Annotated in this window: 19 protein-coding genes; all 19 read right to left on the minus strand. The window is 51.2% G+C overall.

Annotation, left to right across the window (positions count from 1 at the left end; all coding sequences use genetic code 11):
• A complete protein-coding gene (locus Q399_RS0118840) occupies nucleotides 1-744 on the minus strand; it encodes a flagellar motor protein (RefSeq protein ID WP_031571289.1) in 744 nt (247 codons plus the stop codon).
• Nucleotides 737-1,894, minus strand: a complete 1,158-nt coding sequence (locus Q399_RS0118845; RefSeq protein ID WP_031571291.1) for a protein-glutamate methylesterase/protein-glutamine glutaminase — start codon at nucleotides 1,892-1,894, stop codon at nucleotides 737-739. Before Q399_RS0118845 ends, Q399_RS0118840 begins: the two co-directional genes overlap by 8 nt.
• A gap of 11 nt (nucleotides 1,895-1,905) precedes the next feature.
• Entirely contained in the window at nucleotides 1,906-4,158 is a 2,253-nt protein-coding gene (locus Q399_RS0118850; RefSeq protein WP_031571293.1) for a chemotaxis protein CheA, read from the minus strand.
• Between the two features lie 15 nt (nucleotides 4,159-4,173).
• Entirely contained in the window at nucleotides 4,174-4,926 is a 753-nt protein-coding gene (locus Q399_RS0118855; protein ID WP_031571295.1) for a protein phosphatase CheZ, read from the minus strand.
• A gap of 26 nt (nucleotides 4,927-4,952) precedes the next feature.
• Nucleotides 4,953-5,324, minus strand: a complete 372-nt coding sequence (cheY, locus tag Q399_RS0118860) for a chemotaxis response regulator CheY (protein ID WP_031571296.1) — start codon at nucleotides 5,322-5,324, stop codon at nucleotides 4,953-4,955.
• Nucleotides 5,325-5,377: 53 nt separating this feature from the next.
• A complete protein-coding gene (locus Q399_RS0118865; protein ID WP_031571298.1) occupies nucleotides 5,378-6,097 on the minus strand; it encodes an RNA polymerase sigma factor FliA in 720 nt (239 codons plus the stop codon).
• Complete coding sequence (locus Q399_RS0118870; RefSeq protein WP_031571300.1) at nucleotides 6,094-6,975, minus strand: MinD/ParA family protein; 882 nt, start codon at nucleotides 6,973-6,975, stop codon at nucleotides 6,094-6,096. The genes Q399_RS0118865 and Q399_RS0118870 overlap by 4 nt, the downstream gene beginning before the upstream one ends.
• Entirely contained in the window at nucleotides 6,968-8,392 is a 1,425-nt protein-coding gene (gene flhF, locus Q399_RS0118875; RefSeq protein ID WP_031571302.1) for a flagellar biosynthesis GTPase FlhF, read from the minus strand. The genes Q399_RS0118870 and flhF overlap by 8 nt, the downstream gene beginning before the upstream one ends.
• Before the next feature lie 11 nt (nucleotides 8,393-8,403).
• Nucleotides 8,404-10,506: a flagellar biosynthesis protein FlhA gene (flhA, locus tag Q399_RS0118880; RefSeq protein ID WP_031571304.1), complete on the minus strand. Its 2,103-nt coding sequence runs from the start codon at nucleotides 10,504-10,506 to the stop codon at nucleotides 8,404-8,406.
• A gap of 84 nt (nucleotides 10,507-10,590) precedes the next feature.
• Nucleotides 10,591-11,721 carry a flagellar biosynthesis protein FlhB gene (flhB, locus tag Q399_RS0118885; RefSeq protein ID WP_031571306.1) on the minus strand — a complete coding sequence of 377 codons (1,131 nt, stop codon included), beginning with the start codon at nucleotides 11,719-11,721 and terminating at the stop codon, nucleotides 10,591-10,593.
• A gap of 12 nt (nucleotides 11,722-11,733) precedes the next feature.
• A complete protein-coding gene (fliR, locus tag Q399_RS0118890; RefSeq protein WP_031571308.1) occupies nucleotides 11,734-12,507 on the minus strand; it encodes a flagellar biosynthetic protein FliR in 774 nt (257 codons plus the stop codon).
• A gap of 1 nt (nucleotide 12,508) precedes the next feature.
• Complete coding sequence (gene fliQ, locus Q399_RS0118895) at nucleotides 12,509-12,778, minus strand: flagellar biosynthesis protein FliQ (RefSeq protein ID WP_031571311.1); 270 nt, start codon at nucleotides 12,776-12,778, stop codon at nucleotides 12,509-12,511.
• A 1-nt stretch (nucleotide 12,779) separates the two neighbouring features.
• Nucleotides 12,780-13,523, minus strand: a complete 744-nt coding sequence (gene fliP / locus Q399_RS0118900) for a flagellar type III secretion system pore protein FliP (protein ID WP_031571314.1) — start codon at nucleotides 13,521-13,523, stop codon at nucleotides 12,780-12,782.
• A 9-nt stretch (nucleotides 13,524-13,532) separates the two neighbouring features.
• The gene (gene fliO, locus Q399_RS0118905) at nucleotides 13,533-13,952 is read right to left on the minus strand and encodes a flagellar biosynthetic protein FliO (RefSeq protein WP_031571317.1); all 420 of its coding nucleotides are present in this window, start codon (nucleotides 13,950-13,952) and stop codon (nucleotides 13,533-13,535) included.
• A 1-nt stretch (nucleotide 13,953) separates the two neighbouring features.
• Nucleotides 13,954-14,346: a flagellar motor switch protein FliN gene (gene fliN / locus Q399_RS0118910; RefSeq protein ID WP_031571319.1), complete on the minus strand. Its 393-nt coding sequence runs from the start codon at nucleotides 14,344-14,346 to the stop codon at nucleotides 13,954-13,956.
• Nucleotides 14,346-15,443, minus strand: a complete 1,098-nt coding sequence (fliM, locus tag Q399_RS0118915) for a flagellar motor switch protein FliM (RefSeq protein WP_031571321.1) — start codon at nucleotides 15,441-15,443, stop codon at nucleotides 14,346-14,348. Before fliM ends, fliN begins: the two co-directional genes overlap by 1 nt.
• Nucleotides 15,444-15,470: 27 nt before the next feature.
• Nucleotides 15,471-16,025 carry a flagellar basal body-associated protein FliL gene (fliL, locus tag Q399_RS0118920; protein WP_031571323.1) on the minus strand — a complete coding sequence of 185 codons (555 nt, stop codon included), beginning with the start codon at nucleotides 16,023-16,025 and terminating at the stop codon, nucleotides 15,471-15,473.
• A gap of 104 nt (nucleotides 16,026-16,129) precedes the next feature.
• Nucleotides 16,130-18,094 carry a flagellar hook-length control protein FliK gene (locus Q399_RS0118925; RefSeq protein ID WP_031571325.1) on the minus strand — a complete coding sequence of 655 codons (1,965 nt, stop codon included), beginning with the start codon at nucleotides 18,092-18,094 and terminating at the stop codon, nucleotides 16,130-16,132.
• Nucleotides 18,095-18,186: 92 nt separating this feature from the next.
• The gene (fliJ, locus tag Q399_RS0118930) at nucleotides 18,187-18,639 is read right to left on the minus strand and encodes a flagellar export protein FliJ (RefSeq protein ID WP_031571327.1); all 453 of its coding nucleotides are present in this window, start codon (nucleotides 18,637-18,639) and stop codon (nucleotides 18,187-18,189) included.
• Nucleotide 18,640: the final 1 nt, after the last annotated feature.

Below are 18,640 nucleotides of genomic sequence, written 5' to 3' on the forward strand. Positions count from 1 at the left end.
TCAGCTCACCCGATAAGCGGCGAGTTTGCGCTCGATCACCCGCGGATTTTCACCATTTGCGATAGAGACGACACCTTCGACTATTAATTCCTGATACAAACAGCGCTGCACAACCACCGCTTTTAATTTGTTCGCAACCGGAATAAAAATCAGGTTGGCAAAACCAACGCCATAAATAGTTGCGACAAAGGCAGTCGCAATACCATTGCCAAGTAACTCCGGATTATTGATATTTTGCATGGCCTGAATAAGCCCCAACACTGCACCGATGATACCGATGGTTGGGCTGTACCCGCCCATGGCTTCGTAGATACGTGCACTGCGCAATAGACGTTCACGTTCCAGAGTCAGTTCCGCGTCAAGCGCATCCTGAATAATGGCAGGTTCAATCCCGTCGACTAATAAATTCAGCGCATTATGCAGAAAAGGGTCCGTCTCCTGTAAAGCCTCAGCTTCAAGCGACAAAAAACCGTTAGTTCTGGCCGCGGTGCCCCAATTAATGAGTCGCTCAACAGTCGCATTTAATGGCACATATTGCGCTTTGAACACCCAGGCAAGCATTTTTACACCAACGGTGAATTGCGGCAGCGGTGTCTGAAACAGTACTGCGCCTAAGGTTCCACCGACGACAATCACTAAAGCCGGCAAATCAAACAGGGTGTCCAAGTGACCGCCATGTAACGTAAATCCGCTGGCAATCGCAAATAAACCCAGTGTCAAACCCAGTAAAGCAAGTCTATCCATGTCCGACTTCCGCCTGCATTTTGCTGGCTACATCCACCAAACTGACTTCCACATCAGTCAGGCCTGCGGCCGTAACTGCCTGCGGCATGCCGTAAACAACACTGCTGGCTTCGTCCTGAGCCCAGATTTTCGAGCCAAATTGTTTTAGCAGCCGGGCGCCATCACGCCCATCGGAGCCCATACCAGTCAAAACGATTGCCAACACTTTATCCTGAAATACCTTGGCCGCACTGCCAAAGGTGATATCGACACTGGGTTTGAAAGTGATACGCGGCGAATCATCTTCTTTAATTCGGATTTTGCAATGTGCGTCAGAGCCTTCCAACAACATTTGTTTGCCACCGGGGGCCAGATAAGCGACTCCCGGACGCAATACATCGCCATCGGCAGCTTCTTTTACTTCAATCTTCGCTAAGGTATTTAAGCGTGCTGCAAAAGCCCCGGTAAAAGCAGCAGGCATATGCTGTACCAATAACACAGGTAACGGGAAATTAGCTGGCAGCGCAGTAATAATCGTCTGCAAGGCTACCGGGCCGCCGGTAGAAGTTCCAATTGCCACCAAGCGGTAAGACTTACCTGACACTTTAAAGGGTCGGTCATGGTTTTCAGCAGTATCTAGGCGCTCGACGGTACTCAGTAATTCGGCTCTGCTCGCCGGAGTACGCGCAATCGGCGCTGGCACCGTTCGCGGTGCGGATGCGGGTGCGGGTGCGGGTGCGGACACAGAAGCTGACGGCATTTTTGGCGCAACACGGCGTTTAGCCACTGCTTTGATGCGCTGACGCAACAGATCTATAGCGTCGGCTTTGTCCCGCGCGATGTCTTCAAACTTTTTCGGCAGAAAGTCAGTTGCACCCGCTTCAAGTGCATCCAGCGTTGCTTTCGCACCATTGTGCGTTAAAGAAGAGAACATCAGGATTGGCGTGCGCTGCACCTTGAGAATTTCTCTGACCGCCTGAATGCCGTCCATCACCGGCATCTCAACATCCATGGTGATCACATCTGGCTTCAGCTCAGCAGCCTTTTCTATCGCTTCTCTACCATTATTTGCCGTTCCAGCGACAATCATCTCCGGATCTGCAGCAATAATTTCTGTCAGCCGGCGACGGAAAAAGCTGGAATCGTCCACCACTAATACTCTGATTGCCATAGAGTTTGCTCCTATGACACTAAGTTATTGAAGCGGTCGAATTTAATTTTCGATTTTTTGGCGTAATGCTTCAGCAAGTTGGGTACATCCAGAATCAGCGCAATACTGCCATCGGATGTAATTGTTGCGCCAGCCATCCCCGGAGTCCCTTGTAACAGCGCATCAAGTGGCTTGATCACAACTTCTTCCTGGCCAATCAACGAATCGACCACAAAACCGACCTGCTGCGTACCGATCTGAACAATGACTACATGGCCCTGCTCCCGCCGCAGCTTTTTGTCGGCGCCTTTGACCAGCCAGTGTTGTAAATAAAACAGTGGGATAGCTTTGTTCCGCACGACAATAGTCAACTGGCCGTCGACGATATTGGTCTTAGACAGGTCCAGATGGAAAATTTCGTTAACTGTTGCCAACGGCAATGCAAACGGCTGTTTACCGACGACGACCATCAGGGTTGGCAAGATCGCCAGCGTCAGTGGAACTTTGATCTCGAGCAAGGTCCCCTGACCTAACTTCGAATGAATGTGGACGGTACCATTGAGCTGATTGATCTTGGTTTTCACCACGTCCATGCCGACGCCGCGACCGGAAATGTCCGAGATTTGCTCTTTGGTAGAAAAACCAGGCGCGAAAATCAGATTAAAGGCTTCAGTGTCCGACATTCTGGTTGCTGCATCCGGATCGAGCACACCACGTTTGATCGCAATAGACTTCAGCTTCTCCGGATCCATACCTGCACCATCATCCTGAATGGTCAACAGAATATGGTCGCCGGCCTGCTGTGCAGCAAGCTTTACCAGACCGGTACGCGGTTTGCCGGATTTCACCCGGACATCCGGCATCTCGATGCCATGATCGACGGAGTTGCGCACTAAGTGCACCAGAGGGTCGGCTAAAGCCTCAACCAGGTTTTTATCCAGGTCAGTTTCTTCACCTTCCAGCTCAAGATTGATCTCTTTTTGCAGCGAGCGGGCTAAATCACGAACCACCCGTGGGAACCGGCCAAATACTTTTTTGATTGGCTGCATGCGGGTTTTCATCACCGCGCCTTGCAAATCAGCAGTTACCACATCCAGATTGGAAATGGCTTTGCTCATTTCTTCATTCTGGGCGCCACTGGACAGACTGACCAGGCGGTTTCGAACCAGTACCAACTCTCCAACCATATTCATGATTTGATCAAGCCGTTTGGTATCGACCCGAACCGTGGTATCAGCCTGAGCTGCGCCTTTACTTTCGCCATCTCCACTGTCTTTTTCCCGGGCAGCAGGAGGTGCTTTTGGTTCTTCAGGCTTCGCGGCAGGCGCTTTGGCTACCGGGGCCGGTGCTGGAACCGGAGTAGGTTTTGCTGGCTCAGGCTTAGCAGCGACCGGCGGTTTTGCCGCTGGTGGTGGCGTTGGCGCAGCCGGACCTGCCGGAGCTTTGCCTTTGCCATGCAGCTCATCTAACAGTGACTCAAACTCATCGTCACTAATATCATCACCACCAGCAGGTGCGGCTGGCGAGGCAGCCACTGATTTAGCCGGCGTGGCAGGTACAGCAGGTGTTGCATCAATCTGACCCGGAATAAAAGAGCCTTTGCCGTGCAACTGGTCGAGGATAGCTTCAAACTCATCATCAGTGATGTCTGTGCTGTCAGAGCTAACCGTAGCCGGCGCAGCAGCTACCGGCGTACTATCGCGGCCAGGCGCACCTGAGCCATGCAGCTCGTCGAGCAGACGTTCAAATTCGTCCTCGTTGATATCATCCAGTGAACCGGTTTCTGCAACCGGCTCCGCTTCAGTTTCATAAGAAACCGCCGCGTCGAAGGATTCGAGGCTCATCTCAGGTTCTGCAGCAGCGACATGCTGCTCTTCAGCAGTTTCGCCTTCCGCTTCAGGTTCGCTCAGCCGATGCAGGGCATGTAACAGTTCCGGCGCGGCAGGCTCCAGCGGCTGATGGGCCTGGACGTTAGCAAACATTTCGTTGATCGCATCAAGCGCTTGCAGGATGACATCCATAAGTTCGGAAGTCACCCGGCGCTTGCCGGTACGCAGAATATCAAACACGTTTTCTGCACCGTGACAGGCGTCAACCAGCTCTGTCAGCGATAAAAAACCAGCACCACCTTTTACCGTATGAAATCCACGAAAAATCGCGTTCAGCAAAGCAGAATCGTCGGGGTTGTTTTCTAGTTCGACCAACTGTTCAGCTAATGCTTCAAGGATCTCGCCGGCTTCGACTAGGAAATCCTGTAAAATATCCTCATCTAAATCAAAGCCCATGCCACTTTACCTCTCTCAGAACCCTAAACTCGATAATAAATCGTCAACATCATCCTGCCCCTGCACCACATCATTCCGGCTGGCGGCATCGATAATTGGCCCTTCGGCCTCATGGCCCGCTTTCGGTTTGCGCACTGCTGCAGGTTTAGCTTCTGCAGCGACAGTGACATGTCCAAATGCTGTTAATAAGCCGATCAGGCTGTCTTCCACTTCGCGCACCAGCTCAATAACCCGGCGCAAGATTTGCCCGGTTAAATCCTGAAATCCCTGCGCCATCAAAACTTCGGTCATAGACCCTTGCAACGCGGCAACGTTGGTCGATGATTCGTGTAAAAAGCTGTTCAAACTATGGCATAAGGCTTTGAATTCACCAAGTTTCATATTCCTGGTCATCAATTTCTGCCATTCCGGGAGGATTGCGTTTAAGCTGACGCCCAGCTTATCGGCGATAGGCAAACAGGACTCGACTGCGTCCATGGTCTGGTTGGCTGCCTGCTCAGTCATATCTATGACATGGGAAAGCCTGCGCTTGGCATCAGGAATATCTTCTTCCAATAAATTGCTGATGGAAGGATCGACCTGGAAACTTTTTAATGAATCGTGCAGTTGACGCGTCAGTTTTCCAACTTCGGCAAAGAGTTCAGAAGAGCCGGGGACTGCAAGTCCCTGAACCAGCTCATTAGCAGCATCCTGCTCGCCCATCTCCAACAACTGCACAAGCTCGCGCGCCTGTTCAAGGGTGATAATAGGTGCCGTATATGCAGACATAGCGCCACTCCTGTGTCAGATACGGATTAACCTAAGCGCTCGAAGACTTTTGATAACTTCTCTTGTAACGTTGCAGCAGTAAAAGGTTTTACGATATAACCATTCACACCAGCCTGAGCAGCCGCGATAATTTGTTCTTTTTTAGCTTCAGCGGTGACCATCAGAACCGGGATATGTTTTAACTTCGCATCAGCACGGATCGCACGTAACAAATCGATCCCTTGCATACCAGGCATATTCCAGTCGGTGACGACAAAATCAAAATCACCATTTTGCAGCATTGGCAGAGCCGTGCTGCCATCATCTGCTTCCTGTACATTGGTAAAGCCCAAGTCACGTAACAGGTTTTTAATGATGCGTCTCATAGTAGAAAAGTCGTCTACCACGAGAATTTTCATATTTTTATCCAAAATCCCCTCCGACGAGATACCCCAGTGGTTATCCACAAAAATTACAACCAGTCTTGCATCCGCGACCTTAATCGCAATAACGCCTGACTATGAATCTGACTGACCCGAGATTCGCTGACGCTGAGCACTTCGCCAATCTCTTTTAAATTGAGTTCGTCATTATAATAGAGCGACAATACTATTGCCTCACGCTCCGGTAAGCTACTGATATTTTTTACCAATGCCTGCTGGAACGAATCGTTGGCCTGCTCTTCGAACAGTTGATCATCTTGCTTATCGTTTGCTGTGACCAACGCGTCTTCACTGATGCCTAAATCTTCCATGCCGATAATGCGGCCATTGCTGGCGTCGCTGAGCATGTGATGATACTCATCTAAAGTTATATCAAGTTTTTCAGCAACTTCAACATCTTTTACGTCACGGCCTAATGTTGCTTCCAGTTCGGCTATTGTTTCAGCAATCAAACGTGAATTACGGTGCACAGAACGCGGAGTCCAGTCACCGCGGCGGATCTCATCAAGCATAGACCCCCGGATGCGAATACCGGCGAAAGTCTCAAAGCTGGCACCTTTTGTGCTGTCAAAATTTTTAGCAGCCTCAATCAGACCAATCATGCCTGACTGAATTAAATCATCAACCTGCACACTGGCCGGCAATCGGGCCAGCAAGTGATATGCAATACGTTTAACCAGAGGAGCATGCTTTTCAACCAGCAACTGCAGCTGATTATTTCCGCCATATGCAGCTAAACGACTATTCACATCATCCCCCGCCTTTCGGACTGCGGCTGTACCAGTTGTTCGAGGAAAAATTCCAGATGCCCGGAAGCACTGGGTGGCACCGGCCACTGTACAGCGCGGGTCGCGAGGGTTTTCACAGCCAGTGATGCCGGAGATTTGGGGAAAGCGTCGATAAATGCTTTTTGTTTGCGCGCTGCTTTACGCACGTTCTCGTCAAATGGAATAGTAGCCACCAGCTCAAGCGTAACATCAAGAAAGCGATCCGTTACCCGGCTCAGTTTGGCAAACAATTCTTGCCCTTCTTTCAGGCTCCGCACCATATTGGCGACAATTTTAAAACGCTGCACCGAATGCTCGCGACTTAAAATTTTCATCAGTGCATAAGCATCAGTGATCGATGAGGGCTCATCGCAAACAACCACTAACACGTCCTGCGAGGCACGGGAAAAGCTCAGGACCATGTCTGAAATACCAGCAGCTGTATCGACCAGTAACACATCAAAAGCGGTGCGTAACTCACTGAACGCTCTGATAAGTCCTGCATGTTCAGCCGGACTTAACTCCGTCATCGACTGAGTACCCGAGGTTGCCGGCACAATTTTAATACCGAACGGACCTTCGATCAGGATATCATCCAATTCAGCCTCGCCGGACAGGACGTGAAATAAATTCTTTTCAACTCGAAGGCCCAGCATTACGTCGCAATTGGCAAGTCCCAAATCTGCGTCCAGTACCAGCACCTTTTTGCCCATTTGGGCCATCGCCATGGCAAGGTTCAGAGTGACGTTGGTTTTACCAACACCACCTTTACCACCTGTCACTGCGATTACTTTTACCATCTGCTGTTTCATTCTTCTCAGGCCGCTGGCTTGATCATACATTAATTCATGATTATGCATAGGTTCCATCCGCCCGGGCTGCTACATCCTGATACCACTGATGTCCTGCACTGGCATGTGCCAGACGTAACTGCTCAGCCTGGTCGATCATGGCTTTCGCCTGCGCTGCTTCAATATCTTCAGGCACTCGTTGGCCATTGGTCAAATAACTGACTGGTAAAGCATTTTGAATTGCGATATTGATAATCTCACCCAAGCTTAAGCATTCATCAAGTTTTGTGAAAATACAACCCGACAGCGAAATTCGTTTGAAGTGTTCCACAGTTTCCTGCATCACGCGGGCTTGCGAGGTCGCAGACAATACCAGATAACTTCTTATTTTGACACGCGAATTATGCATCAGAGCGGACAGTTTTTCAGCAAGTCGTACATCGCGCTGGCTCATACCTGCAGTGTCAATCAAGATTAGTTTACGCTGCTGTAACTGGGTTAACAGAATGGCTAATTCTTCATGATCTTTGGCTTGTTTCACCGGGCAGCCGATGATCCGGCCAAAAGTGGCTAATTGTTCAAAAGCGCCAATTCTGAAAGTGTCGGTGGTGATTAATGCGACCTGATCCGCTCCGTGTAAACGGGCAAACTGTGCCGCGAGTTTCGCTACAGTAGTGGTTTTGCCGACGCCGGTCGGCCCAACCAGCGCAACAACGCCGCCGCGGCGCATTAAATCGTCGTTGGTTGTCGTCAGTTGGCCCGCCAGCAATTCAAGGGCACAGTCCCAGGCTTCCCCATCGGCAATATCTTCGGGCATAAAGCAGGCCAGCTGATCGGCCATGGCTTCGCTTAAACCCAGCTGCTGCAGCTTTTCAATCACCAGCGCCCGCACTGGTTCGCGCCGCGCCAGGTCTTGCCACATCAGGCCGGAAACCTGGTGCTGCAATAACTGCTTCATGGAATTCATTTCCTGGCGCATAGTCTCGAACTGCTGCTGCATCAATTGCATATTTTGCTGTTGCAGTTTATTCAGGTCAGCCATCATCGATGATGATATGGCGGGATTTTGACGCTCTGGTGCCACTGCTTTTGTTTTTTGCAACAACGGCGACTGAATCGGTTCGGCCAAGGTTTTTACAGTCAATTTTCTGTCGCTGCCGCCAATGGGCTCAACGTGAGCTTTTTGCTGTTTAATCATTTGCCTGGCCAGCAGCGCGCGTAATGAATCTGCTGGCGCGTCCTGCTCAGGTTCATCGTCGTCCACGCGGATGTTCAGAGTACTGCCTGCGGCGCTTGCCGTTGTTTTAGCCTGAGGTTCGGCAGCCGGAGCCTTAGCTGGCGCAGCCTCCGGGTCGACAGCAGCGACCAGCTCAATACCTCCGGCTACTTTTTTATTCGATAAAATAATGGCATCAGGGCCTAAAAACTCTTTTACTTCTGCCAAAGCAGTGCGCATATCTTTTGCTACAAAGCGCTTAATTTTCATCGTTTAAACTCCTAACCCGCCTGGCCAACCACACTGACGATGCGAACCTGTTTGTCATCCGGAATTTCCTGATATGACAATACCCGCAATCCTGGAATGGTGTATTTCACGAATCGTGCCATCACACTTCGTAAAATGCCGGACGTCAGCAGCACTGCCGGTTCACCCGCCAATTCCTGTTGTTGTGACGCGTCGCGCAGCGACTGCTGAATGCGCTCAGCCAGACCCGGTTCAATGCCGGCTCCGTCACTACCCGCTGCCTGCATAGACTGATGTAACATCTGTTCCAGCTCAGGAGCAAAAGTCATCACCGGAATTTCTGCAGCGCCGGCAGCAACTTCCTGCACGATCAACCGGCGCAGAGCGATACGACAAGATGCCGTCAGCACATCAATATCCTGACTGCGTGCGCCGGTATCCACCAGCGTCTGGGCAATAGTACGCATGTCGCGGATAGGCACGCCTTCATGCAGAAGATTCTGCAACACTTTGACCACAGAGCGTAGCGGTAAGGTATCAGGCACTAACGCTTCGGCCAGCTTCGGCGAAGTTTTTGCCAGCATATCCAACAGATTCTGTACTTCTTCATGACCCAGCAAACTGGCAGCGTTATTCGTCAGGATCTGACTGAGATGGGTCGCCACCACTGTGGCCGCATCAACCACGGTATAACCCAGTGTTTGAGCATGTTCCCGCTGATTGCGTGGGATCCAGACTGCTTCCAGGCCAAAGGCCGGATCTTTGGTTGGTATGCCTTTCAGACTGCCAAATACTTGGCCCGGATTGATTGCCAGCTCGTTATCATGCCGAAGCTCAGACTGCCCCGTATTGACGCCCATCAAAGTCACACGGTAAGTGTTTGGTTCCAGATCGAGATTGTCGCGAATGTGCACAGCCGGAATAAGAAATCCAAGCTCCTGCGACAGTTTTTTCCGCACCCCTTTAATCCGCGCCAGTAACTCGCCCCCCTGTGCCTTATCGACCAGCGGAATGAGGCGATAACCGACTTCCAGACCAATCACATCCACCGGATGCACATCGTCCCAGCCAATCTCTTTTTGCGGCGCTAAATCCGCCGCCGGCACCAGTTCAGATCTCGCCTGCCCTGCAGCAACTGCTGGCACCTGACTGCGTTTATAGATGAAATAAGCAACACCACCGAGCATGGCAGCCAGACTCAAAAACGCCAGATGCGGCATACCGGGCACTATGCCCATGATTGTCAGTAACATCGCAGACACAACCAGTACCTTCAGGTTACCGAGCTGGCCGCTCATTTGTTCACCAAAGTCACCTTCTTTATTCTGCCGCGTGACGATAATCGCGGTGCCAATCGACAGCAATAACCCCGGGATTTGCGCGACCAGGCCATCACCGATGGTCAACAATGTATATACTTCCAGCGCCTCACTAAATGCCAGGTCGTGCTGCAATGTTCCGATGAAAATCCCACCAATCAGACCAACAAACAAGATAATCAAACCGGCGATTGCATCACCTTTGACAAACTTAGTCGCACCGTCCATCGAACCATAAAAATCCGCTTCGGCTGTTACTTCTTCCCGGCGTTTACGCGCCTGATCCTGATCGATAAACCCGGAGTTTAAATCCGCATCAATCGCCATTTGTTTACCTGGCATCGCGTCCAGGGTGAAGCGTGCGGTGACTTCCGCAATGCGGCCAGCACCTTTGGTCACAACAACAAAGTTGATGATAATCAGGATGGCAAAGACAACGATACCTACTGCATAGTTGCCGCCGATCACCACATGACCAAAGGCTTCAATCACCGCGCCAGCCGCGTCAGGCCCGGTATGACCTTCCAACAGCACGACCCGGGTACTGGCAACGTTTAAGGCCAGACGCAGAATGGTAGCAACCAGAATCACCGACGGAAAAATCGCAAAATCCAACGGTTTTTGCACATAGATAGTCACCAGCAACACCACCAGTGCCAGTGCTATGTTAAAAGAGAACAAGATGTCGAGCAGCAGAGGCGGCAACGGCAGCACAATCATGGCCAGTGCGGCCAGGATAAGCAACGGAGTACCGGTTCCTTTCAGATGTTGTAATTGCGAACGATCGAATCGTGTCAGTACATTGGCTAGCTGCATTGAAATTCCGCCGGAAAATTGACATTCAGTCATTCAAGGCAAAATTCGTTCCATCAATGCCTGGTTGCCCCGCAGAATACCGGATTAGTGGCGGAAACCTTCCGGGATCGGTAAATCTTTGGCCAGTGGTTTCGGTTTCTGGCCTTTACCACGCCGGTATACTTTCAGCTGATAGACATAAGCCAGCACCTGAGCCACTGCCGAAAACAGCTGCTCCGGAATTGGATGGTCAAGCTCTGTGGTGTGATAGACCGAACGGGCCAGTGCCGGCGAGCGGATAATCGGCACTTTGTTCGCTTCAGCGATTTGACGGATATACATCGCCATTTCGTCGACACCTTTGGCCACCACGACAGGCGCCCGTTGCTTGCCGTGTTCATATTTCAGCGCCACAGCATAATGAGTCGGGTTAGTGACCACCACATCGGCCGTTGGCACTGCCTGCATCATGCGCCGACGCGACATCTGGATTTGCATCCCCCGGATCCGACCTTTAATTTCCGGGTTACCCTCAGAGTTTTTGTATTCGTCTTTAACCTCTTGTTTGGTCATTTTCATTTGTTCGTTATGCCGCCACTTCTGATATGGCGCATCTATCGCGGCAATAATCAGTGTGCTGGCGCAGAGCCCGAAAAACATCCAGCACAGCAAATAGACAGCAGCTGCAATATCTTCAGGACTGGTCATCAGCGACAACGCCATAATGTCGTTAAAGAATATTTTTAAAAGCAGATAGGCACTGCCGGCCACGACTGAAACTTTTAGTATTGCTTTGAATAATTCAATCACTGAATTGAGACTGAACATGCGTTTGATGCCGGCGAGAGGACTTAGTTTGTCTGCCCTGAAACTGGCGCCGTACCAGGTGAAGTTGTAACCGCCGAGCAGTATATTGCCAACAAAACCGGCGATCAGGATCACCAGACACAACTTCAAAAAGGCTGGTGCCACTGCGACCACCGCGGCATGCGCAGCCGCTGTCATCATGGTCGGGTCCTGCACATCTTTTTGATTCAGACTAAGCAATCGCCGGCATACCTGCAAAGTAGTGTCGGCGAGTTCTGTGCCGTACATTAAAATGCCAAGACTACTGCCAATTAACACCATGGCAGTTGCCAGGTCCTGCGACCTGGCAATATTGCCCTTTTCCGCCGCATCACTGAGTTTTTTACTCGTGGGGTCTTCGGTTTTTTCCATATCACTGTCGGCAGCCATTTCTGTCCTCCGTCAGCAACCAATGAGCTTGCACGTCACTTCGATGCCGTGCTGCCATTGCAGATTAAAATGGAACATAAAGGTATTCATCGTCAGCCACAGGATCAATAAACCAGCGATCATCGTGACCGGAAAACCAATCGAGAAAATATTCAGCTGCGGCGCCGCGCGTGTCATCACGCCAAAAGCCAGATTGACCAATAACATCGCCGTCACAGGAGCCAGGGTGATCGCCAGTGATGTGGCAAAGATCCAGCTGCCAAATTCTGCAATGGTCAGGTAATTGTCCACATCCCACCATTCACCATTAATTGGCAGGGACTCAAAACTAAACACAATCATCTGAAACATGATCAAATGACCGTCGTACACCCAAAACATCAGCGTCGCCAGGATCAGGTAAAACTGACCTATGGTCGGTATGTTCACCCCGGTGGAAGGGTCGACCAGTGAGGAAAAACCCAGGCCGGTCTGAGTCGCCAGAATTTGCCCCGCCTGCACAAAGGCATTGATAAAAATCATCGAGATAAAGCCCATCGCAGTGCCAATCAGCAATTGCTGCATGACCTGGATAACGGTAAATGCCGACATCAGGTTGGTATCTTTCACCGGTGGGATCACCGGCATCACCACCAATGTGAACATCACAGCCAGACCAATTTTGATGCGGTTGGGTACTGTTTTAGCACCAATGCCGGTCATCAACGCAAACATAGCGCCAATACGGCACAGCGGCAGTAAAAAGTCCGCGATGCCCTGCATCAGCACGGATAGCGGATATTCCATCTCAGCTCACCAGACTCGGGATCGACAAAAACAAAGTGGTCGTGTAATCCATCAGCGTCTGCGTCATCCAGTGACCGCCGTAAATCAGCGCCAGCAAGGTCACAATCAGCCGCGGCAAAAAGCTTAAGGTTTGTTCGTTGATTGACGTCGCCGCTTGGAAAATCGACACGACCAGCCCCACCGCCAGCGACGGCATGATGATAATACTGACCAGCAAAATCACCAGATACAAAGCGTCATTGAGGATATCGACAAAGGTTTCCGGCGTCATGTCAGACTCCTATGCCATAACTGTTAGCCAGGGTGCCCATCACTAATAGCCAGCCGTCTACCAGCACAAACATCATCAGCTTAAACGGCAGCGCAATAATCATCGGCGACAACATCATCATCCCCATCGCCATCAGCACGGAGGCGACGACTAAATCGATGATTAAAAACGGGATAAAAATCATAAAACCAATCTGAAAGGCGGTTTTCAGCTCTGAGGTAACAAAAGCCGGGATCACGATAGTAATTGGATAATCCTGGTTGTTGGCCACTTTCGGATGACCGGCGATCTCAGCGAAAGTCTCTAAGTCTTTGATCCGGGTCTGATGCAGCATAAAGGCTTTCATCGGGATAATCGCAGCATCTAGAGCCTGCACTGAGGTGATATCTTCTTTTAAATAGGGCTGAATGGCGGTGTCATTCACTTGTTTAAAAGTCGGCGCCATGATGAAAAAAGTCAGGAACAGCGTAATACCAATCAATACCTGATTCGACGGGCTCGACATCAGTCCCATCGCCTGGCGCAAAATCGCCAGCACAATAATGATACGGGTGAAGCTGGTCATCATGATGAGAGCGGCCGGCAGGAAGCTCAGCGCCGTCATCATCGCCAGCACTTGTAAAGTCACACTGTATTCCTGACTACCATCAGGGTTGGTGGTGATTTGCAGCGCAGAGAGGCCGCTATTGTCAGCCAGCACTGCCGGGCTTAACAGCACCAGCAGCGTTAAAAGGATTCGAAACATAACTGCAGATTACTTTTTCAGGAACGACTGTAACTGCGTATGAAAGTCTGATGCCAACTTTTCTTCAGGAAGAGGATTTTCGAGGTCAAACAGGAAATTGACGCTGTGTGGCGTTACGCCGATGACACGCTGTTTCCCTTGTATTTCAATGACTAAGATGCGTTCTTTCTGGCCAACCGGTAAAGTGGCGACCACCTTAAAATGTTTGGAGCCGGGCATTTTCAACTGTAATTTTTTATACAGCAGCGCCAGCACAATAATAGCACCAACCACCAGCGCCAAAGAAATGACGATCTGGCCAAGGCCCGGTAAATTGGCACTCTGGCGCAGCGGCTGTGTTGCTACATCAGCCTGAGAACCCGTTTGCACCGTCACTTGTGCGACAGCGCTTGCCGGTAGCGAACACAACAATAACAACCTGTGATGCATCTCAGCGCAACTTCTTAATACGTTCAATCTGACTAATCACATCCGTCAGGCGGATACCGAACTTATCGTTGACCACAACCACTTCACCATGCGCAATCAGCGTACCGTTGACCAGCACGTCCAGCGGTTCACCGGCGACCCGCTCCAGTTCAACGACAGAGCCCTGATTGAGCTGTAGCAGATTGCGGATGCTGATTTTAGCGCGACCGACTTCCATCGAAATGGTGACCGGAATATCAAGAATCGTATCGAGTTTGCGCCGCTCATCACCGGATAACGGCGCATGTTCTTCATGCAACTCGTCCAGTTCGGCCGCTTCGACGCCATCGGCACCGCCTTCGGCTTCGGCCAGGGCGGCGGCCCATTCGTCCATTGTGTCTTTGTCGTCAGCCATTACCATCTTTCCTCACTACGTTCATTCAGGATCAAATCGGCTTCCAGTTCACTGATATCTGCGTCACTGTCTAAGCGGCGACCGCCTTTGGTAAACACATGCAGTTCAGATTTAACCGATTCAGGTCTTTTGATTTTTTCGACAATTTTCAGTGCCACATTGTCACGGGATTTACCCATTTTGGCGCGATAAGTCGGCAAGTCTTCAATCAGCACTGTAATGGTTTCCGGAATTTCAACCGGAATAATGTCGCCGGCTTTGAGGTTCATCACCTGCTCCAGCGTCAAATCGACATCCATCATTTTGGTGGTCAGATTGACTTTGACATCCATAATTTCATCACGCAGCGCCTTACTCCAGCGTAAGTCGGTGTCTTCTTTATCACTCTGCACACCGGCGTCGAGTAATTCGCGGATAGGCTCCAGCATCGAATAAGGTAAAGCGACATGGAAATCACCGCCGCCACCGTCCAGCTCAATATGGAAAGAACTGATCACTACCACTTCTGTCGGGCTGACGATGTTCGCCATCGCCGGGTTCACTTCGCTGTCCAGATATTCAAAGGACACGTCCATCACCGGAGCCCAGGCTTCTTTGTAGTCTTCAAAAATCAGTTTCAGCAGCATCTGGATGATACGCCGTTCGGTCGGGGTAAATTCACGGCCTTCGATTTTGGCATGGTAACGACCATCGCCGCCAAAGAAGTTATCTACCAGAATAAACACCAGCCGCGCTTCCATCGTAATCAGGCCGGTGCCTTTTAACGGCCGGAAGCGCACCATATTCAGACTGGTTGGTACAAACAGGGTGTGCACATATTCGCCGAATTTGATCATCTGCACGCCGTTGATCGAAACCTCCGCGGTGCGGCGCATCATGTTGAATAAACTGATGCGCATATGGCGGGCAAAACGCTCGTTGACCATCTCCAAAGTCGGCATCCGGCCCCGGACAATCCGATCCTGTGAAGAGAAGTCGTATTCCATAGCCGAGCGGCGACCGCCCGGACCGGAACTGTCTTCTATCTCTTCTTCTTCGACGTCATCAACACCATGTAATAGCGCATCAATTTCGTCCTGGGATAATAAATCAGTCAATCTGTTGCCCTCCGGTTCAAACCGGCTTTACTGCATAACAAAACCGGTAAACAGGATCTCTTCAACCACCGGAGACCCTGCCACACCTTTTAACGCTTCCTGAACATCTTTTAAGGCTGCGGCTTTGATGGTTTCTTTGCCGGCCGCTGTGACCAGTTCATCGGCATTTGCCTTACTGAAAGTGCGTAGCATGGTACTTTCAATCAACGGAATATGTTGTTTTGCCGTTTCTTCGTTCTGCGTACCACGTACTAACAGTTGCGCTTTGATTTGCACTAAGCGGTCCCGGTTTGCGCCGGACACGTTAAACACAAAAGGTCTTGGCATCCCGACATACAAAGCAGACCCTACTTCAGCGCCACCTGAAGCCGGTGCTGCGCCATCCGCAGCGGGTGCCGCGGCACCGTCGGCCGCCGGAGCCCCTTCAGCTGCAGTTTCTGCGGCTGGTGGCGGATCACCACCCATCATCATAAAAGCCGCGCCGCCGCCGCCAAGTAGCACCACTGCTGCCGCTGCAATGATGATCATTTTTTTCTTTTTATTGCCACCATCAGCAATTTCGAGTTCTTTTTCCGCCGCCATGACTGGACTCCGTCTCCGTTATTTTTGTTATTATTTACTTCGTTACGGGACAAAGGCAATCAACATCGGCGGATCTGCCGGTTTTGTCTGCATCACGCCTGCAATCACGCATAAAAATCCACCATCCGGTCCGACACTTTCATCTGTACCGTTTGCACTGCGGGGAGATCTGTCTCACCACCAGCGGATGGACCGGACCGGCCTTGCCGCTGCTCTTGTTGTCCGCCCGACTGGCGCTGCTCAACCTGGCCTTCTGTTAAGGCAATGCCTTGCTGCTCTAACAATTCACGTAATCTCGGCATCTGTTGTTCCAGCGCTTCTTTCGCGGCACCTTGTTGCACCACAAACTGGACACTTAATTGATCTTGTTGCAGATTCAGCTTAATTTGCATTGACCCCATATCTTCTGGGTGCAACTGCACTTCTGCTGTTTGTAGTTTGTGCTGGATCTGCACCATCACCCGATCTTTCAGTTGCTGAGCTGCCGCAGGCTCAGTCAGTGCCAGCGGCGCTTGCCAACCTGAAGTTTCAGCCGGCCGGGCCGCCAGCTGAGTCGCCTGACCAGCTGCTGAACTCTGTGCTACTGGCTGAGTCAGCGCTGCAGTTGTTGCAGTCTGCTCGGTCAATGGCTGCGTTGGTTGCAGCTGTTGTAAGTGTTGGCTGAATGATACGGCGTTTACAGCTGTTGGCGCCGGTTGATTCGCCAGCATCATCTCAGCAGCAGCTTTTGACTGGCCCTGACCGGTTTGCTGTTCCTCACCGGCTTGCTGTTGCAGTTGTTGCTGTTGTGTTTGATTGACGGCCTTCATATGTTCAGCAAATGTATTAACCGTCTGAGTTTTGTCGCCGCTGACAGTTGTAGTCGTCCGGCCAGGATTCACCGGTACAGCCATTGCCGGTGACACCAGCTCGGCTTGCTGCAGGGATTCAGTCTGTTGCGAGGCTGCTGACACTGCATTTTCAGCAGATGCTGCAGCTGCCAGCACAGAACCACTGGCTTTGACATCAGCTGGCTGCTTCGCTGACTGTACAGTCGTCTCCACGTCCTTCGCTGTCTCAGTGTGACCGGCGACAGCTGTTGCCAGTAGAGACTCAGCCTCATCTGCAACGATGGATTTCTCCGCTAAAGGTTCAGCACCAGCAGCCAGTGCTGTTTTTTGTGCCGTACCTGATACAGATTCAGTTGTAACAATTGTAGCCGCCGAGGCTGCGGCGCTTGGATCTGATGAAGTTGCGTCCGCCATTTGCGGTGCACTGTTATTGCTGGCACCGTCAGAACCGACGACCTGCTGTTCAGCAACAACCTGCTCAACCGCGGCTTGAGTCACCAGGTTATGACTTGACTGGGACATAGCGTCGTGCTGTGTGATCCCGCTATTCACAAGCTCCGATACTTTGGCTTCAGCCATCACCTGATGCGCAGGGGCTGTAGGCTCTTCTGCACTAACCACTGCAGCTGCGGGGCTTGCAGCTTTAGTTAGTGCCGTTGAGTCGGTTTCAACCCGGGCCGCTGCCAACACCGCTTCTGCTGTTGCTGCGTCTGAGCTGATCGTTGCAGGTTGCTCTGGCAACGTCAGCAAATCAGCGAGGGGTAACTGCGGCAGGTCCTCAGCCCCAACCAAGGCGTGGTCTTGGTTCAGCAGAGCGGTTGTATTCGAACCTTCAGTGGTTTTATTGGCCTGCAGTGCCGGGCCATAGCTTTTGGCTTTTTCGATGATATCAAACCATGGTTTATCTTCGGTCCCGGTATCTGTCAGTTCAGCTTCGTTCTCAGCGGTGACCGGCAAACCGGCTAAAGGATCATCTAACCAGACTCTGCCATCTTTTGCGGTGGCCACTTCGCTGTCTGCGGCAAGCTTCTGCCGCGCGGCAATGGCTTCCAACAAGGCCGGGTCAACTGCTCTGGTGTCCTCAACCACAATAGGCGGGGTTAATTCCTGTTCACTCAGTTCGTCTGCCAGCTTCAGGCTGAAACTGTCCACGGCGCCATCTTCCGGCACCGGCGCGGTGTTGAGAACCGACTCAGCGCCAGGGCTACCCAAAGTCAGGTTGATACTGAGGTTCATCATCTTGTCTCCGGCCGCATGGTTCGCGGACTTTATTCGGTTTCTTAGCCAAACTTTTACGAACTTATACAAATTTCACGCCAGACTGGCTGAAATCAAACCCCTTGCTGCTGTAGTCGGCGGAAAAACTGCTGCGTGGCTATTTCGTCCAACAGCTTTTGCTCGAGGCGGTTTTGCCGTTGCTGACTGGAGGCTAGTTCTTTGTCGATCAATAACTCGATGGCTTTGCGTTTTTTCTGCATAGTGAGCCAGGCGGTGCGACGCATATCGACCACACGCTGGGCTTGCTGGATCTGCAGGTTTTGTTGCTCCAGCGCCTGGTCCAGTTTGGTAATAAAATTCAGATATTGGTTAAACTGACGGCTTTGCACGCCCTCGGCGCCACGCTGTTGGGTCTGGCGGATATAGTCAGTGCGATAGTCGGCCAGGCCCTGATAGCGGTCATTACAGGTCTGCAGAAACTGTTGCGCCTGCACAAAATTAGCCAGCAGCTTTTCTTCTTTTTCTTTTTGGACCTGTACTAATAATTGCAGTTGTTTCAGCGCCATA

Source organism: Rheinheimera texasensis DSM 17496 (assembly GCF_000711985.1).
Classification (GTDB): Bacteria; Pseudomonadota; Gammaproteobacteria; order Enterobacterales; family Alteromonadaceae; genus Pararheinheimera; species Pararheinheimera texasensis.

Excerpts from the sequence above, each read along its gene's own strand:
- fliN (WP_031571319.1), bottom strand. The coding sequence starts at position 14,346 with ATGGCTGACGACAAAGACACAATGGACGAATGGGCCGCCGCCCTGGCC.
- fliO (WP_031571317.1), bottom strand. The coding sequence starts at position 13,952 with ATGCATCACAGGTTGTTATTGTTGTGTTCGCTACCGGCAAGCGCTGTC.
- cheY (WP_031571296.1), bottom strand. The coding sequence starts at position 5,324 with ATGAAAATTCTCGTGGTAGACGACTTTTCTACTATGAGACGCATCATT.
- fliJ (WP_031571327.1), bottom strand. The coding sequence starts at position 18,639 with ATGGCGCTGAAACAACTGCAATTATTAGTACAGGTCCAAAAAGAAAAA.
- flhB (WP_031571306.1), bottom strand. The coding sequence starts at position 11,721 with ATGGCTGCCGACAGTGATATGGAAAAAACCGAAGACCCCACGAGTAAA.
- Q399_RS0118870 (WP_031571300.1), bottom strand. The coding sequence starts at position 6,975 with ATGCATAATCATGAATTAATGTATGATCAAGCCAGCGGCCTGAGAAGA.
- Q399_RS0118850 (WP_031571293.1), bottom strand. The coding sequence starts at position 4,158 with ATGGGCTTTGATTTAGATGAGGATATTTTACAGGATTTCCTAGTCGAA.
- fliP (WP_031571314.1), bottom strand. The coding sequence starts at position 13,523 with ATGTTTCGAATCCTTTTAACGCTGCTGGTGCTGTTAAGCCCGGCAGTG.
- Q399_RS0118855 (WP_031571295.1), bottom strand. The coding sequence starts at position 4,926 with ATGTCTGCATATACGGCACCTATTATCACCCTTGAACAGGCGCGCGAG.
- Q399_RS0118925 (WP_031571325.1), bottom strand. The coding sequence starts at position 18,094 with ATGATGAACCTCAGTATCAACCTGACTTTGGGTAGCCCTGGCGCTGAG.
- fliQ (WP_031571311.1), bottom strand. The coding sequence starts at position 12,778 with ATGACGCCGGAAACCTTTGTCGATATCCTCAATGACGCTTTGTATCTG.
- flhF (WP_031571302.1), bottom strand. The coding sequence starts at position 8,392 with ATGAAAATTAAGCGCTTTGTAGCAAAAGATATGCGCACTGCTTTGGCA.
- flhA (WP_031571304.1), bottom strand. The coding sequence starts at position 10,506 with ATGCAGCTAGCCAATGTACTGACACGATTCGATCGTTCGCAATTACAA.
- fliL (WP_031571323.1), bottom strand. The coding sequence starts at position 16,025 with ATGGCGGCGGAAAAAGAACTCGAAATTGCTGATGGTGGCAATAAAAAG.
- fliR (WP_031571308.1), bottom strand. The coding sequence starts at position 12,507 with ATGGAATATCCGCTATCCGTGCTGATGCAGGGCATCGCGGACTTTTTA.
- Q399_RS0118840 (WP_031571289.1), bottom strand. The coding sequence starts at position 744 with ATGGATAGACTTGCTTTACTGGGTTTGACACTGGGTTTATTTGCGATT.
- Q399_RS0118845 (WP_031571291.1), bottom strand. The coding sequence starts at position 1,894 with ATGGCAATCAGAGTATTAGTGGTGGACGATTCCAGCTTTTTCCGTCGC.